Raw genomic sequence first — 15,193 nt, 5'->3', positions numbered from 1 at the left:
CCAACATCACCGCCGCCTGCAACTACGCCGCCCACCGCTACGGCTCCATCGACAACGTCAACTCGGCCTACTGACACACCCCACCCCACCGGACCGGACTCAGGCATCGCCGTACCCCGGATGAACCGGGAACAGCAGGACCTGCGGCGCCGGTGAAGGCGCCGGGCCGGAACGGCGTAGCCCGGCAGGTGGTTCAGCCCTGGGCCAGTTCTGCCAGGGCGTCGAGACGGGTGGGTGTCCAGCCGAGTTCCCGGCGGGCCCGGGCGCCGGTGAGCTGCTGGTCGAGGGCGAACGCCTCGGCGATCGGGCCCATCCGCTGCACGGCCTCATCCAAGGTCAGCGAGTCGCTCCTGCCCGGACATCCGGCAGCGTGGCTGAGGGCTCGGGTGATGTCCGCCAGCGCAAGGTTCTGTCCGCTGACCCCGGCGTAGACGGAACCGGCCGGGGCATTCAGAGCCAGGACGTACAGCGCGGCAATGTCGTCGACGTGGACAAGTGCCCAATGGTTGGAGCCGTCCCCGATGCAGGGCACGGCACCGGCAGCGCGCCCCGGCTCAACAAAGAACGACTGCACCAGCCCACCGGAGCGGCCGTAGACCAGCCCTGGCATCACCACTACCGGGCGTCCTCCGGTGACGGCCCGGGCGAGCACGCGCTTCTCGTTCTCGATCCGCCAGGCGGTGATGCGCGGTGGGCTCACCGGGGCGTCCTCGTCGACCACACCGTCGGTGTCGCCGTACACCCACACACCGCCGGTGTGCACATAGGGGCAACTTCCCGCGCCGTCCTGCAGTGCCTCTGCTGCTGCGCGGTCGACGTCGGCCGTGCCCTCCCCGTAGTCCACCCCGATATGGATGACCCCGTCGGCCCGGCCGGCCGCCTCGCGAAGGACGTCGGTATCGGTGAGCGCCCCCGCGACAGGAGTAGCGCCCAGGTCCGACACGGTGCGCGCGGAGTGGTCGCTGCGCGTCAGCGCCATCACCTCGATGCCCTGCCGGATCAGCGCCTGGATGGTGGAGCGGCCGATGTAGCCGGAGCCGCCTGTGATGAAGACCTGCATCGCCGTCACTGTCCTTTCGGATGTGGGCGGGAGATCCGCCGCTCCTCCACCCTCGCGCCGCCCCTCGTACGGCGTCCAAGACCTCTTCCGTCAGCAGCGATGTCTCCAGGGCATCACTGCTGGGCGACGGCGATGTCGGCGAATTCCGGCATCAGCGGGGAGTGGCGGTCGGCGCTCCAGGCAACGCACGCCTCATTGGGACCGATGTCGTCGATGGGCACATGGGTGACGGCGGTATGGGAGTAGTAGGCCGCAGTCGACAGCGGCAGGACGAGGACGCCACCGGATGTCGCGACGTGTTCCAGTTTCTCCTCGACCGTACGAAACGCGGGCCGCGGTCCGGCCCCTTTGCCGCTGATCCGCTCGGGGAGGTCGCGCCACTCGGGGACGGCATCGGGGGCCTGCAGCAGGCGCTCGGCCGCAAGATCCACGATACTGATGGACTGCTTGCCCGCCAGCCGATGGCCCCTCGGCAGGGCGGCGACGCGCGGTTCCCGGAAGACCGGGCGTAGCTCCAGGCCGCCACGGTCGACCGGCAGCCGCACGAAGCTCACGTCGAGAAGGCCGTCGTGCACCCCCTGGATCTGGTTGTCCCAGGAGGTTCGCACCACCTGCACGCTCAGTTCGGGATGTCTGGCGGAGAAGGTTCGCACGGCGCCGCTCACGGTGATCCCGGGCATGAAGCCGACCGTGAACGTCGACGCCCCGTGCGCGGCCTGCTGGACGCGGCGGCACAGCGCCTGCGCGCTGGCCAGCAGAGGCGGGGCATCCTCCAGCAACTGGCGGCCGGCGGCCGTCAGCTCGGTGGACCGCTTGTTCCTGGAGAACAGCTGTGCGCGCAATTCCCGCTCCAGGGCACGGATCTGCCGGGAGAGCACCGGTTGCGTGATGTGCAACTGCTCGGCGGCCCTGCCGAAGTGCAACTCCTCGGCCACGGCCACGAAGTAGCGCAGTTTGCGCAGGTCGACATCCACGGCATCTCCTCCGATACGGTCGCCCTGCCCTCAGGCTAGTGTCTCCGGGCCGTGTAGCCGGGGCGAGAGATCACCGAAGAGGGCCTGGCCGATCCCTGAGCTCCACGTAGCGAAATTCGCGGCGCCTGGCTACCGACGGCCGGTACGGGCGGGACTCCCGGCCTTCACCGGCGACCGACACCGCTCCCCGCCGGCGGCCTGCGAGCAGCGTACGCTCCCGCGCCTGCCGCCAGCAGCATCACGCAGCCCGTGAAGATCAGCCCGGCTGGGCGCAGTCCGAGCCATGTGGCCATGGCACCGACCCCGACCACCGGCACCGAGATCCCGGCATAGGCAACGACGAAGAACGCTGAAATGGTGCCCCCACGATGCTGTGCCGGGGCCGCATTGCTGACCAGGGTGAGTGCCGCGCGAAAGGCCAGTCCCTGGCCGGTGCCGCCGCACAGGGCGCCCAGGACGAGCAGGAGCATGGATTCGACGATCAATGATGACGCCACCAGGAGCAGGCCCGCGATGAGGATGCCGCAGCCCACGGGGAGCGCGAGGCGGGCGCCGATCCGTTGAGTCACGGACTGCCCAACGGTCGAAGCGAGAAACACGGAGAACACCACAGCGCCGGAGACAGCCAGGTTGTGCACACCCAGCGTCTGCGCGGCAAAGCTCGGGGCGACCGCCGTGAACAGCCCGAGAAGCGCGAAGCCGGCGAAGGCCGCCAGCGAGGCGGGCGTGAACACACCCTTCACCTCGGGAGGCACCGTGACTCCCTGCGGCGTCAGGGGAGGCCATCGCTTCGGCTCCGCCACCGTCTCCGGCAGGTACCAGGTGATCCCCGCGGCCACCGTGACCAGCCCCAGGTGGACCCAGAACGGCAGCATCAGCGGCCAGGGCGTGTACTGCGCGAGGAAGCCGGAGAGCAGTGGTCCGCAGCCAAGACCACCCATATTCGCCGCAGTGGCGGCGAAACCGGCACGCGCCTTCTGTCCGGGCCCCGCCAGCTCGATGACGGCCGCTGTTGCCGCGCCGCTCAGCAAGCCCGCTGCGCAGCCGGACAGCAGTCGCCCCGTGAAGAGCAGAGGCAGACCGCTCTGCAGGAGGAAGCATCCCGCGCTCGCGGCCGACAGAGCCATGGCGCACAGGAGCACAGGTCTGCGGCCGAACTCGTCGGAGTAGTCTCCCGCCACCAGAAGCACGGTGATGACTGCGACGGCGTACACGGCGAAGATCACGGTCACCAACAGTTCGGAGAACCCGATCTGTTCTTGATAGAGCCCGTACAGCGGTGTGGGCAGAGTGGTCCCGGCCATCCCGATGGCGAATACCACTGCCGCAGCCTGATAGCCCGGTCGCCGACCACCCCCTGCATTCACTGGACGCTCGCGAACGATCACGCACGTCACCCTACGAGCGGCTCCGCACTGAAGCGGCACACGGCACGAGGTGGCTCGCTGCTTCGCAGAAACGTGAGCACGGGGCTCTCACGTCGACTCCCCCGTAGGCGGAGTGATCTGCCGTGACGGGTGGCGCGACAGCGTCCCAAGGCCTTCGAAGGCCACGTCGACAAGGCTCACTGTCGATGCGTCGGATTCCGACGTGGGACGTGAAGGGCGTGCCATCGGGAACCTCGGCCACCACTCGGCAGCTACGCCCTGCGTGTCACCTTCCGCAGCAACCGGGCAAGAACGGAGGATCTGCCGCTGGGCTTGGCCTCGTTCAGCGCCTTCTCCAGCTGGGCGAAGTGGTCCTTGCGCGTCCGGCTCAGGTATTCGTTCGAGGTCAGCGGCTTTGCTATCTTCCAGGCGCGGCAGTGGTCACCCTCGTAGTGGGCGACATAGGCCTTGGCGAGTTCGATCACGTCCTTGAACGGGATCCCGTCGGTGTAGTCCCGGTCGACGACATCCTGGACGGCCGACATCAGCTTCAGCTTCTCGTCGGTGTCGAAGGCGTCCTCGGCGATGGCCTGCAGCACGTCCTGCGGGATCGGCTTGACCACCTCGAAGGCCAGTGTGGAGCGGATAGGCGGCCCCGCGATCTCGATGTACGGCAGCAGCAGACCGGTGCTGTAGTGCAGCCACGGCAGCCGGGGGCTGGCGAAGTCCTGGTGCAGCAGCACCGAGCCGGGCTCCAGACGGGGCAGGAAGCGCTCGGCCACACAGCGGAAGACCCGCGCTGTCTTGGCGATGTCGACGTGCAGGAACTCGATTGGGCTGTGGTCGTCGGGGTCGGAGGTCTGCCAGATGTCGCCGGGGTACAGCTCGATGAAGTCGGTGAACGGCTTCAGCTTGTCCTTGAAGTCGTCGAGGAAAGAGTTGGTGTCCTCCGGAGCGACCCCGGCCGAGAAGAATTTCTCGGAGGCGAAGGTGCCCTTCCCGACCCGGAAGAAGTCGTACGCGTGCAGCTTGTTGGTCGTCTTGTCGAAGTCCGGGTTCTCCCTCAGACCGAGTGCGAGCGCGTACGTCGATCCGCCGCCGCCCGACCCGAGCTCGATCACCTTGCCCTCTCCAGTCAGCCGATGGCGTCCCAACAGGTAGAGAAAGCGCAATTCCCATGCGCTCACCTGGGAGTAAGGGATCGCGTCCGGAAGTTCGACGTCGTCGAGCTGGAGGTAGAGCTTGCTGAGGGGCGCCACGGGTTCCTCGCGGTCTCAGTCGGATGGACGGGTCGCGATATTAACGTCCTCCGCCGGAGATCCGTCAGCGTAAACCGGCGATGGATTCGAGGATTTCCCCGGCCGTCACACGCCGGATGAACGGCGTTGGGCCGACGTTCCCCTTCTGGTCCGAGCGCGGATGGTGCCGGCTTCGAGTGAACGCGCGGCGAACGCCTTGCTCGACCCATCGGATGGTGTACGCGAACACCAAAACCTTCACGCTCCGGAATACGCACGACATCGACGACGTGAAGGCACGCTACGACCAGGTTATTTCACAACTGGTCGCGTCGACTGCTCCATCCTGACGTGCCCGGCCTTGCGTCCCACAGCCGGGCACTGCCACACGGAAGGATGACACCCATGGTGCACCGACTCTCGATCCCTCCCGAATCTGCCATGACCCTCGTGACAGGAGCCGCAGGCGGCGTAGGCCGAATGGTGGTGGAACGCCTACGCGCCGACGCTCTGCCGGTTCGCGCCTTCGTACACCGGGATGACGAGCGTGCCGCCGAGCTCCGCGACCTGGGGGCGGACGTCGCCGTGGGCGATCTGACACGCGCGGCCGACGTTGTCCGGGCGCTCGACGGCTGTCGCCGGGTGTATTTCGGGCTGGGCGTCTCCTCGTACTATCTGGAGGCGACTGTGACTGCGGCAGCGGCCGCCCTGGACCACGGGTCTCTCGAGCTCTTCGTCAACATGTCCCAGCTGACGGTCTCCCAGATGACGCTGGCCGGCACCAGCGAGTCCAGGCAACAGCGTCAGCACTGGCTCGCCGAGCAGACCCTCAACTGGTCCGGCCTCCCGGTGACCCACATCAGGCCCACGGTGTTCATGGAGAACCCGATTTTCCAGATGATCATGGCCACCGACGTCGCACAGGACAACACCATCCGGCTTCCCTTCGGATCAGGCCGCACCTCCCCCGTCGCCACCCAGGACGTGGCCGAGGTGGCCGCCACCGTCCTTGCCGCGCCGGACACGCACGTGGGGCGCACCTACGCCCTCACCGGAGAGCGCTCCCGCGACATGACAGCCATCGCGGAAGAACTCACCGACGCACTGGGCAGGAACATCACCTACGTCGATGTCCCCCACGACGAGTGGGTGCGCACCAGGATCACCCCGCTGGGCCTGTCGGAGCACCTTGGAGAGCACCTCTCCACGATGGCGCGCCTCCACGCCGAGAACAGGTACGACCGGGCCACCGACGACGTGGAGCTGCTCACCGGACACTCCCCGCTGAGCCTCCGCGACTTCGTACGGAGCCATTCCGCGGCCTTCACCGGCGATACACACGCACACTGACCGGCTGCGGCCCGCACCGCGGGGGCCCGATCTGTGCGCAGAACTGATGGGGCATTACCTCTGGCCTGGACCGAGGCGTTGTTCGGTCCAGATGGTTTTGCCGGTGGGGGTGTAGCGGACCCCCCACCGGGTGACGAGCTTCGCGGCGATGAAGAGCCCGCGGCCGCCTTCGTCGGTGTCCCGGGCGCGTTTGAGGTGGGGGGCGGTGCTGGAGGGGTCGGAGACCTCGCAGATCAGCTTGTCGCTGTACAGGATCAGCCGCAGGGTGGCGTCGCCTCCGCCGTACCGGATGGCGTTGGTGACAAGTTCGCTGACGACGAGTTCGGTGGTGAAGGTGAGTTCGTCGAGACCCCATGCACCGACTTGATTGACGGCCTTCTCACGGTTGCCTGCTACGGCTGCGGGGTCGGCGGGGAATTCCCAGGATGTTGTGCGGTCGTCGGGAACTCCGTGTACTCGCGCGAGGAGGAGAGTGATGTCGTCTCGCGAGGATTTCGTGTCGATTCCGCTGACCAGGCGGGACGCGGCGGCGTGGAGATCGCCGCTGGCGGGGTTCACTGCGGCCAGTCGTTCGCACAGGACCGCCATACCGTGGCCCAGGTCGTGCTCGATCAGGCCGTCGGTGTAGAGCGCGAGCACGTCACCGTCTCGAAGGTCGACCTCTGCGACCTCGAATGCCAGGCCGCCCACGCCCAGCGGAGGGCCGGGGGCCACGTCGATGAAGTGCGCCGTGCCGTCGGGCCGGACGAGGGCCGGGGGCGGATGTCCGGCGCTGGCCACGGTGCAGCGTCGGGTGATCGGGTCGACGACGGCGTAGAGGCAGGTACTGCCTGAGGCGTCCTCGTGGCCGGGTTCTTGGCCGTCGGAGAGTTGGATGACGAGATCGTCGAGGTGGGTGAGTAGTTCGTCGGGCGCGAGGTCGAGATCGGCAAGCGTGCGGACGGCGGTACACACCCTGCCCATGGTGGCGGCGGCGGGTACACCGTGGCCGACGACGTCTCCGACGACGAGCGCCACGCGCGCGGAGGACAGAGGGATGACATCGAACCAGTCTCCGCCGAGGCCTCGGCTCGTCCCCGCCGGCTGATAGATTCCGGCGGTTTCGGCTGCCGCTGTGGCGACGCGGGTTCGCGGCAGCAGGCTTCTCTGGAGCGTGAGGGCCATGCGGTGTTCGCGGGTGTAGCAGCGGGCGTTGTCGATGCTCACTGAGGCGTAGGTCGCAAGCCATTGCAACAGGCGCATGTCAGCTTCGGTAAAGGGCTTCCTCCGCCAGACTTCGATGCATCCGAGGATCAGCCCGGGATGTCCGGGAGCATCTGGCCTTCTTTCCGTGACCAGCGGGGTACACGCCACGCACAGCTCTTCCTCGTCACCGCTGACCGGTATGAGGGCCCTGTCCATGGCGGGATTGTGGTCATGGACGGCGGTGATGTGAGAGCGGCCAGAAATGGAAAATCCTTCCCCGTCCTGGAATTTCCTGATCACTGCCTGGTTGGGGAGCGGGGGAAGATCTTCGCCGGCCATGATGTACCCGTCCGGCCACTCCCAGTCTGCGGGTGCGAGGGCCGCGTGGCGCAGCACTACGTCACCGCCTCCGGTCCTTTGCGGTGGCTCGTCCCCCTCGCCGATCTCCTTGGCCAGGCTCACGATCGCCACATCGCCCAGTCCCGGGACCGCAAGGTCGGCCAGCCGCCCGGCCGTCGTGTCCACATCCAGGGATGCGCCGACCGAGGCCGCATTCCACAGCAGCCCCAGATCCCTGAGCGCCAGTTCCAGGGTGTCATCCGACGAACGGCCGCCGCCTATGTGCACGGGATCAGGAATCGTCTCCCTCATACGTCAATTTTAGGCGGTTCGCCGGATCCAAGTGCTTTGCGAGCATGTCGGCCGCACCGTTGTCCGAACGGATGCCGTCGACGGCGACCGAGGCGTCCATGAGTGTGGCGCAAGGGCGCACCTCAAAAGCTCACAGTCCGCTCACGTCTCGTGACTTTGTGTTCCAGTCCCTCGGTTCCCCGCCGCACGGCGGGGAACCGAGACATGCCACAGGAGAGAGCGGTCTACGCCGAAGTAATGGCGCGGCACGGACGGCTCGACGCGGTCGCTAAAGGCGGGAGACCTGGTAGTGACTGATGTACCAGCCGTCCTCCAAGCGCTTTACCAGTACGCCGAGATGGACGCCCACGGTGGGCCGGTCGGTGAACGAGAAGTCGACGCTCAGGTAACCGAGCACGAGACCGTCGGCGAGCTGCCTGGTTTCGAGAATCCGGTACGCGGCCGTCATCCCGAGGGGTTGGGAATCGTAGTAGTCGGCGACGCCCTGCCGTCCGACGCTGTAGGGGCGCAGGCCCTGGAAGATCGCGTCCTCGGTGAAGTGGGAGGCGACCCGCTGCGGTTCGTGCCCGTCGACGGCTGCTTTCCATTGGTCGAGGACACCGCGCAGGATCGCTTCGCTGTCTGTCGTGCTGTTCATCAGGGTTCTCCTGTCGGGTGGGATCCGGGACCGTGGGCTTGCCGGTAGGGCGTATCGATTCGGCGAGGAACACATCACCTCGACCGCGAACTCGTGCAGGTGCGCGTGCGGTGGCCAACAGACCGTCACCGCACCTTCCGCATCCGCGCCGGAGCCAGCTGCCGACCGGTCGCCGATCCAGTAATAGACGACCGGTCGAGAACGAGTCAATGGATATCAGGCCGATTCCAGGACCGGCTCCCTCCTTGCTGATAGGCGCAGCCTCACAGGCCCAGGTGGACAGGACCGCCGGCCCGGGTCCCCGGTCACGGTTCGGCGGAGAAGCGGGGCGACCTACTGCCTGGGTGGGGCGCCGTCGGGCCGCCAGGCGCCCGGGGCATGGATTCCCAGGTCGCCGACGCCGTCGCCGTCGCAGAGGGCGTCGACGACGGCACGTACCGCGGCGCGGTCCTCGCTGCCGCGCCAGACCAGGAACCAGGGCCAGTACACCTCCGGCGCGACGACCGGGCGTTGGACCAGATCGGGCGGCAGCGGGGTGGTCTGGCCCTTGGGCGAGTTGATGACCGGACGGCCACTGCGGCGGACGTGGTCGAAGAAAGCGGGGCCGGTGATGCCGCCGTCGGTGATGCGTACGGAGCGGGCCCCTGTGTCGTCGGCCAATTGTTCGGCGTAGTCGTTCCAGGACGACCAGGAGGTGGTGTCGTCGTCGAGCAGGACGACAGTGTCCTGGGCGAGTACGTCACCGGTGTCATCACCCGTGGTGACGGCGTAGAGCCGGTCGGCGCCGATGAGCCGCGCTTGGAGGCCGCGCTGCTCCAGTTCGTCGGTCCGCACCCAGCACACCGCGAGGTCCAGGCTGCCGTCGGCGACCCGGGCGGCCTGTGTGTGGGAGGGCGCGATCCACGCGTCGATGTGGAGTTGGGCCACTGCGGAGGTGCGGGCGACCAGATCTGCCGGAAGCCAGTTGACGTAACCGAGCCGGACCGACTCCGATCCGGACAGCCGACCGGCTCGGCGCTGGAGATCGTCAGCCCGTTCCAGCAGGGCGCGGGTGTGCGGGAGCAGGGCCGCGCCGGCCGGGGTGAGGGACACCGAGCGGCGGTCACGGTCGAACAGGCGCACACCGAGGTCGCGTTCGAGTGCTTTGATCTGCTGGGACAGGGAAGGCCCGGCGATCAGGAGCCGCTCGGCGGCCCGGCCGAAGTTCAGTTCCTCGGCGACCGCGACGAAGTACCTCAGTTGGCGCAACTCCACGCCCGCCATGCTACGTCCGGTGGGAGGCTGTGCCTACCAGCATGGAGGTTGCCGGTCGTGGCGTCGGCCCTGGTGGCAGGCCCAGCATGGGGACATGGAAACCCTCGTCACCGCAGCGGCTCTCTCCCGCGCCCGCCAGGCGGTCAGGGTGCGGCCGGTCGCCGAACGCTTCGCCCCCAGCGACCCGGCGGTGCCGTTCGCCGGCCACAGTCCGGCAGACCGGCCGGACCTGCCGCCGCCCGGCGAGTACGCCGCACTCTGACGCGGCGGCCTCACCGTCCGAAAACACCATTGCCCCCAGCCTTGGCGTGCCGGCCCGAGCCGGGCGTCCGACCGAACGGAGCAGGACCATGCGTGAGTTCCTGGTCGAGATCACCACCACCATTCCCGAGGGCACCAGCCAGGACGAGGTCGACCGGCGTCGCGCCGCCGAAGCCGTCCGAGCCGGGGAACTGGCCGCCACCGGCCACCTGGCCCGGCTGTGGCGCCCGGTCGGCGAGCTGCGCAGCATCGGCATATGGCGTGCCGCCGACGAGGACGAGCTCCACGAGAAGGTGCTCGGCACGCTGCCCCTGCGCTCGTGGATGTCGCTCAACGTGACCGCGCTCGAGTCCCACCCCAACGACCCGGGCCGGACCGACTTCACGCCGTGACCGGCAGACCTCCTTCCCACGCGCACCGCCGCCGTCACGCGGCACCAGCGGTGAGCCGCGCCCCGCCCCGCATACGCGCACCGCCCCACGAGGACTTCGTCATGAGCGTACGAACCCCGCGCCGCTTCGCCGCCCGATCCAGCGGCCCGTTCCTCTCGCCCTGGACCCACGTCGTGCAAGCCGCCGCGGCGCTCGCCGCGGGCATGGGAGTCGGCCGCTTCGTCTACACCCCGATCCTTCCTCTGATGCACGCCCAGGCAGGACTGTCCTCCGCTGCAGGCGCGAACCTGGCGACCGCCAACTACATCGGCTACCTCGCCGGTGCGCTCCTGGGCATCATGCTTCCCGCACTGGTCCGCTCACCCGCCGTCCTGCGCGGTTCCCTGATCGTGCTGGCCGGCACCCTCGCCTCGATGCCCGCCACACACAGCACCACCGTGTGGATCGTGCTGCGACTGCTGGCCGGCCTGGCCAGCGCCTTGATCTTCGTCGTCGCCGTCAGCTCACTCCTCAGCCACCTGCGCGAACACCCCGCTCACCTGCCCGGCTGGGCATTCGGTGGAGTCGGCGCCGGCATTGCGCTGTCCGGCCTGCTCGTTCTCGTCCTGCGCTCCGCCGCCGACTGGCGGGCTGCCTGGTGGGCCTCAGCCGGACTCGCCGCCGTCTTCGCCGCTGTTTCGTGGAATCTGCGTCCCGAGGTCGCGCCCGCATCCACTGTCGGCTCCACGACAGGGACCGCCCGCCGAGCCGGTCCGCGCACGCACCGCTGGTTCACCGCTCTGTTCGCCTGCTACACCCTGGAGGGCATCGGCTACATCGTCGCCGGCACGTTCCTGGTCGCCGCGATCGAGCAGAGCTCCCCGGGCTGGGCGGGCAGCGGCGCCTGGGTGCTGGTCGGTCTGGCGGCCGTACCGTCCTCGGCGCTGTGGGCCTGGCTGGGCCGGCGCTGGTCCCGCCCCGACCTGCTGTGCACCGCGCTCGTCATCCAGGCAGTAGGCATCGCGCTGCCCGCGCTGATCGGCGGCGTCACAGCCGCCCTGATCTCCGCGCTCCTGTTCGGCGCGACCTTCCTCGGCGTCAGCACCATCGCCCTCGCCGCCGGCGCCTACCTGCAACTCCCCCGCTCAGTCGCCCTGCTGACCGCCGGATACTCCGTCGGCCAGATCCTCGGCCCGCTGGTCGTCACGCCACTGCTCCACCACGGATACCACCATGCCCTGATCCTGGCCGCCCTCGTGGTCCTCGCCGCCGCCGTTGCCGCCGCCGTCCTGCGGATCGGCTTCCCGCACCACATGGCCGTCGTGCGGAGCACGGTCCCCGGACGGCAGTCCGCACCAGCAGAAACCACCGCGGTTCGAACCGATCTCCCCTGACCGTCGCTGGGCGACGACAGACCGTGCGGCTTCCCGGGGTGCCGGTCACACCGACCTCTTTGCGTTCAAGAGCCTCGTCGGGGCACGTCGCCCTTTCAGGCGAGCACCTGCCCGGTCCCGGCCGGGAGGCATACCGGGCCGGGAAGGTGTGTGTGTCCGGCCGGCCGGTCGTGGGTCAGGAGCCGTCGGGATGCAGAACGACCTTGGTCCATCCGTCGTCGCGGGCGTCGAAGTGCTCGTAGCCCTCAGGGGCCCGGTCGAGCGGCAGTTCGTGCGAGACGATCCAGGACGGCTTGGCCCTTCCCTGTTCGATCAGGTTGCACAGCTGCCGGTTGTACGCCTTGACGTTGGCCTGCCCATTGCCCACGGACTGGCCCTTGAACCAGAACAGCCCGTAGTCGAAGGCGATTTCACCTTCCTTGTACAGCTTGTCGGGACTTCCCGGGTCGTGGGGCACGAAGACACCGACGACGCCGATGGTGCCGGTGAACTTCACCGAGTGGACCAGGTTGTTCAGCGTGAGGTTGGGGTGCTCGTTTCCTTGCGGGTCGTGCGCCTGGTAGCCCACGCACTCGCAGCCTCGGTCCGCCCCGAGGCCGTTGGTGAGTTCGTTGACCTGGTCGATGGGCGAGGCCTTGGAGTCGTCGATCGGGATCGCCCCGATCTCCTCGGCCAGGCGCAGCCGGTCGGGGTGGCGGTCCACGACCATCACCTTGGCTGCGCTCTTGAGGTTCGCCGACAAGGCGGCCATGAGGCCGACCGGCCCGGCACCGTAGATCACCACGTTGTCACCGGGCTGTACCTTCGCCAGTTCGGTGCAGTGCCAGCCGGTGGGGAAGATGTCGGAGAGCATCACGTAGTCGGTCTGCTTCTCCCGCGCCTCCTCGGGCAGGACCAGGCAGTTCACGTCGCCGTAGGGCACGCGCAGGAATTCCGCCTGCCCGCCGTTGTACGGGCCCATTCCCGCGAACCCGTATGCGGCGCCGGCCATGGTCGGGTCGACCGGTGTGGTCAGACAGAACGCGGTGAGGCCCCGCTCGCAGTTGCGGCAGAAACCGCAGTTGATGTTGAACGGCAGACAGACCAGGTCACCGACTCGCACCCGGTCCACACCGTCACCGATCTCGACGACCTCGCCCATGTTCTCGTGACCCAGGACGCGCCCGGTCTCCATGTCGGTGCGGCCTTCGTACATGTGCAGATCCGAACCACAGATGTTCGTACTCGTGATCTTCACCAGGACGTCCGTCGGTCGCTCGATCTTCGCGTCCGGCACATCCTTCACCGTCACCGAACGCGGTCCTTCGTACACCAGTGCCTTCATGACAGGTCCCTTCGCTGTCAGCGCGCTGCGTGCGCGCTTCCGCCCTGCGCCAGATGGTGGGGGCAGGTCGCGGGCGCAGCCGACAACCGGAACTTCTCGCACCCCGCAGCAAGGCCGCCCCGAGGACCATGCAGGGGGCGCCGTCTCACTGCCGATCCGGCCGCGGTGGGGTGGGCGCATCCCGTCCGACGGGGCGATACGCCTCCTTAGGTCCACCCTCCCACCAGGAATCCGCCTGTCAAAGCGATCATGGAACGCCTTCCCCCACGCCGAAGACGCCGCATTTCAGGTCCTCTACCGGGAGTAACGATGCAGCCACTCAATGAAGTGGTTCGGTCCTGGTCGCCTTGGCCGGCCGATGGGTTGGCCGGGCGTAGTTCTGTTCCGGACCGGCAGGTACTGCGCAGGAACGGGCCCTTCCTGCCTGTTTCCCGGCGGCCGGCCGGTCGCCCGATCAGTGCCTGGGCCATGGGTGAACGGCTCCGCAAGCTCGGTATCCGGCTCGCCGAGTCCCGATCATCCGCGCTGCCTGCCGGCGTGATCGCGGCCCTTTGCCGATCTCAATCACCTTTCGCGTCAGGCTGCCGAGGGCTACTGTTCGGGCAGCGAGCGACCCACGAGGAGCCGAGACATGCCCGGTCGTCCGAGCGCGCGTTGACGTTGTAGGCCGTGAGCGGCCTGTCATCGCGTGCTGCCCTTGATACGCGGCACAGCGAGCCTTCCCCCGCCTGAACCGTCGGTGCACCTGTCGTGCGCCGGGTGGCGGGCCTCGTCCTCGGCTGTCCAAGGGGTCCCTGTGCCGTCCGCCTCCTCCGCTGATTCCGAATCCGCCGGACCTGTTCCGCCAAGCCTGTGGCGGGACGTCGACTTTCGCAGGCTCTGGGTGGGCCAGGCGGCCTCCCAACTCGCCGAACACGCGAGTCTGGTGGTCCTGCCGCTGATTGCCGTTCTTACGCTCCACGCCGACGCCGGCCAACTGGGAGTCCTCCGCGCGGTGGGGCAGGCGCCGATCCTGTTGTTCTCGCTCTTCGTCGGCGCTTGGGTGGACAGATGGCGTGCCCGCACGGTGATGGTGCTGACGGACGTCGGCCGGGCCCTGGCGCTGGGTGGTGCCGCAGTGGCCGGCCTCCTCGGCGGGCTCGGCCTGCCGACGCTGCTCGTGGTCGCCTTCGCTGTCGGAACCCTGTCCGTGTTCTTCGACGTGGCTTACCAGGCGTCTCTCGTACGACTGGTGAAACGTGATCAGCTGGTGCGGGGCAACAGCGCGCTCGAAGGCAGCCGGTCCGCGGCCCAGATCGGCGGCCCCGCCCTCGGCGGCGCGTTGGTGTCACTGCTGTCGGCGCCGGTGGGCGCCGCATTCAGCGCGGTATTCTTCGCGCTGTCGTTCCTGTCGATCCGGCGGATCCGCCGCCGCGAGTCGATCCCGGACCGTTCGGAACGTCCGCCCCGGGTCTGGCGGCGGATCCATGAGGGCCTCCGCCTTGTCGTCAGCGATACCTCACTGCGGACTGTGGGCCTCGCCTCGGCCGCATTCCAGTTCTCCTTCGCGGCCATGATGACCGTCTATCTGCTCTTCCTGCCGCGGGAACTGCACTTGTCGGGCACTGCCGTGGGGTTGGCGCTCGCGGCGACGGGGCCGGGCGCGCTGCTGGGCTCTCTGCTGGCCTCCCGTCTCCCGAGCCGGTTCGGTTACGGCGCGGTGCTCGTGACCGCGGCGGCGTTCGGCGACGGCGCAATGCTGTGTCTGCCCGTGCTGCACGGCCCCTCTGCGGTGACGATGCCCGCGCTCCTGGCAGTCAACTTCGTGTTCGGGGCCTTCGGTCAGCTGGTGAACGTCACTGCCATGGCTGTACGGCAGGCCGTCACTCCGGAGGGGATGCAAGGCCGCGTGGCCGCGACGATCACATGTGTCGGCATGGGGCTGACCCCGCTCGGCTCTCTGCTCGGTGGCTGTCTCGCGCAGGAATGGGGGCTGCGAACCAGCCTCCTGGTGACAGCCGCCGGCATGATGTTGTCCCCTGCGCTGATGGCCCAGGGCCTCGGCGTGAAAACGGAATGAGCGGATTCGCCCCAACTGCCGTTGCTGGTGGGGTGGGTGACGACATGCGGCAGGCACGGTTGCCAGCG

General features: G+C 68.4%; 13 protein-coding genes and 1 pseudogene. 6 read left to right on the top strand and 8 right to left on the bottom strand.

Going from position 1 to position 15,193, the window contains the following annotated elements:
• Positions 1–74 (top strand): annotated as a pseudogene (locus ABZV38_RS35975) (lytic transglycosylase); the annotation flags it as partial.
• Positions 75–193: 119 nt separating this feature from the next.
• On the opposite strand, the gene ABZV38_RS35970 reads toward ABZV38_RS35975, so the two are convergent.
• The 4 genes from ABZV38_RS35970 to ABZV38_RS35955 form a co-directional block, all read right to left on the bottom strand.
• On the bottom strand, positions 194–1,060 hold the full coding sequence (locus ABZV38_RS35970; protein WP_356332655.1) for an NAD-dependent epimerase/dehydratase family protein: 867 nt from the start codon (positions 1,058–1,060) through the stop codon (positions 194–196).
• 113 nt (positions 1,061–1,173) lie between these two features.
• Positions 1,174–2,034: a LysR substrate-binding domain-containing protein gene (locus tag ABZV38_RS35965; RefSeq protein ID WP_356332654.1), complete on the bottom strand. Its 861-nt coding sequence runs from the start codon at positions 2,032–2,034 to the stop codon at positions 1,174–1,176.
• Positions 2,035–2,198: 164 nt separating this feature from the next.
• Positions 2,199–3,401, bottom strand: a complete 1,203-nt coding sequence (locus ABZV38_RS35960; protein WP_356332659.1) for an MFS transporter — start codon at positions 3,399–3,401, stop codon at positions 2,199–2,201.
• A 272-nt stretch (positions 3,402–3,673) separates the two neighbouring features.
• Positions 3,674–4,660 (bottom strand): class I SAM-dependent methyltransferase, encoded by a 987-nt coding sequence (locus ABZV38_RS35955; protein ID WP_356332653.1) that lies wholly within the window; start codon positions 4,658–4,660, stop codon positions 3,674–3,676.
• 420 nt (positions 4,661–5,080) lie between these two features.
• Between ABZV38_RS35955 and ABZV38_RS35950 the strand changes: the two genes are divergently transcribed.
• Positions 5,081–5,989: an NAD(P)H-binding protein gene (locus ABZV38_RS35950; protein ID WP_356332657.1), complete on the top strand. Its 909-nt coding sequence runs from the start codon at positions 5,081–5,083 to the stop codon at positions 5,987–5,989.
• A gap of 54 nt (positions 5,990–6,043) precedes the next feature.
• On the opposite strand, the gene ABZV38_RS35945 is transcribed toward ABZV38_RS35950, so the two are convergent.
• The 3 genes from ABZV38_RS35945 to ABZV38_RS35935 all read right to left on the bottom strand — a co-directional run bounded on the left by ABZV38_RS35945 (position 6,044) and on the right by ABZV38_RS35935 (position 9,725).
• On the bottom strand, positions 6,044–7,825 hold the full coding sequence (locus ABZV38_RS35945; protein WP_356332652.1) for an ATP-binding SpoIIE family protein phosphatase: 1,782 nt from the start codon (positions 7,823–7,825) through the stop codon (positions 6,044–6,046).
• A gap of 268 nt (positions 7,826–8,093) precedes the next feature.
• The gene (locus ABZV38_RS35940) at positions 8,094–8,462 is read right to left on the bottom strand and encodes a hypothetical protein (RefSeq protein WP_356332651.1); all 369 of its coding nucleotides are present in this window, start codon (positions 8,460–8,462) and stop codon (positions 8,094–8,096) included.
• A 333-nt stretch (positions 8,463–8,795) separates the two neighbouring features.
• A complete protein-coding gene (locus tag ABZV38_RS35935) occupies positions 8,796–9,725 on the bottom strand; it encodes a LysR family transcriptional regulator (protein ID WP_356332650.1) in 930 nt (309 codons plus the stop codon).
• A gap of 85 nt (positions 9,726–9,810) precedes the next feature.
• On the opposite strand from ABZV38_RS35935, the gene ABZV38_RS35930 reads away from it, so the two are divergent.
• The 3 genes from ABZV38_RS35930 (at position 9,811) to ABZV38_RS35920 (ending at position 11,742) form a co-directional block, all read left to right on the top strand.
• On the top strand, positions 9,811–9,978 hold the full coding sequence (locus ABZV38_RS35930; RefSeq protein WP_356332649.1) for a hypothetical protein: 168 nt from the start codon (positions 9,811–9,813) through the stop codon (positions 9,976–9,978).
• A gap of 88 nt (positions 9,979–10,066) precedes the next feature.
• Complete coding sequence (locus tag ABZV38_RS35925) at positions 10,067–10,369, top strand: muconolactone Delta-isomerase family protein (protein WP_356332648.1); 303 nt, start codon at positions 10,067–10,069, stop codon at positions 10,367–10,369.
• A 203-nt stretch (positions 10,370–10,572) separates the two neighbouring features.
• Positions 10,573–11,742, top strand: a complete 1,170-nt coding sequence (locus ABZV38_RS35920; protein ID WP_356332656.1) for a YbfB/YjiJ family MFS transporter — start codon at positions 10,573–10,575, stop codon at positions 11,740–11,742.
• Between the two features lie 175 nt (positions 11,743–11,917).
• On the opposite strand, the gene ABZV38_RS35915 is transcribed toward ABZV38_RS35920, so the two are convergent.
• A complete protein-coding gene (locus ABZV38_RS35915) occupies positions 11,918–13,066 on the bottom strand; it encodes a glutathione-independent formaldehyde dehydrogenase (RefSeq protein ID WP_356332647.1) in 1,149 nt (382 codons plus the stop codon).
• A gap of 796 nt (positions 13,067–13,862) precedes the next feature.
• Here ABZV38_RS35915 and ABZV38_RS35910 point away from each other — a divergent pair.
• The gene (locus ABZV38_RS35910) at positions 13,863–15,125 is read left to right on the top strand and encodes an MFS transporter (protein ID WP_356332646.1); all 1,263 of its coding nucleotides are present in this window, start codon (positions 13,863–13,865) and stop codon (positions 15,123–15,125) included.
• Positions 15,126–15,193 lie beyond the last annotated feature (68 nt).

Source organism: Streptomyces sp. NPDC005181 (assembly GCF_040608395.1).
Taxonomy (GTDB): domain Bacteria; phylum Actinomycetota; class Actinomycetes; order Streptomycetales; family Streptomycetaceae; genus Streptomyces.
This window is presented reverse-complemented; position numbering and strand designations above follow the sequence as displayed.